Source organism: Deinococcus aerophilus, assembly GCF_014647075.1.
Taxonomy (GTDB): Bacteria; Deinococcota; Deinococci; order Deinococcales; family Deinococcaceae; genus Deinococcus; species Deinococcus aerophilus.
This window is the reverse complement of the sequence record NZ_BMOM01000089.1, coordinates 1-643: the sequence shown is the minus strand read 5'-3', so window position 1 is coordinate 643 and position 643 is coordinate 1. Positions and strand designations below refer to the sequence as shown.

At 61.0% G+C, this 643-nt stretch carries 1 protein-coding gene; it reads left to right on the top strand.

The window, feature by feature from the left end; genetic code table 11:
* The coding region (locus tag IEY21_RS16705) for an HARBI1 family protein (protein WP_188905467.1) at positions 1-568 on the top strand (568 nt) is incomplete at its 5' end.
* Between the last annotated feature and the right edge of the window lie 75 nt (positions 569-643).

Genomic DNA, 643 nt, shown 5'->3' with positions numbered 1-643 from the left:
GGAGATTGCCGACCTCATCGTCGACGGGACTGAGCAGCCCCGAGGGCAACCAAAGAAGAACAAGGGCAGCGGTCCCGGGAAGAAAGCCGTCGGGCGGCCCAAGGATCAGAAGAAGTACTTCAGTGCCAAGAAGGGCACGCACACCCTCAAGACGCAGGTGGCAGTGACGCTGGACGGGTTGGTCGTCCACCTCAGTGCACCCGCGGGTGGGCGCACCCATGACATGAAGGTCCTCAAACAGTCGAGGTTGCTCGGTCGCCTACCTCGGGGAAGTCGTATCTGGGGAGACCGGGGGTATACGGGCCTGGACAAGCTGTGCCCCGGGCACGAGGTGATCGTTCCCCGCATGCGTCCCAAAGGCGGAACGCTCGGTCCAGAAGATCGGGCGCTCAACCATCAGATCGCCAAGGTGCGGATCACCGTAGAGAATGTGGTCTGCAAGATAAAGAAGTTCCGTGTGTGCCGGGAGTTCTATCGGAATGACACCCGGCGACATGGCCTGTTCTGGGGCTGTGTGGCGGGCCTGGTCAACCTCCGGACGCTGAACCGCTCGCCGCAGTTCGCTTAAATCACCAGAACAGTGAGTTGGGGAGGCAGCGCCTCCCCAACTCAACTCACAACCCAACTACGCAATTGGTCTTCA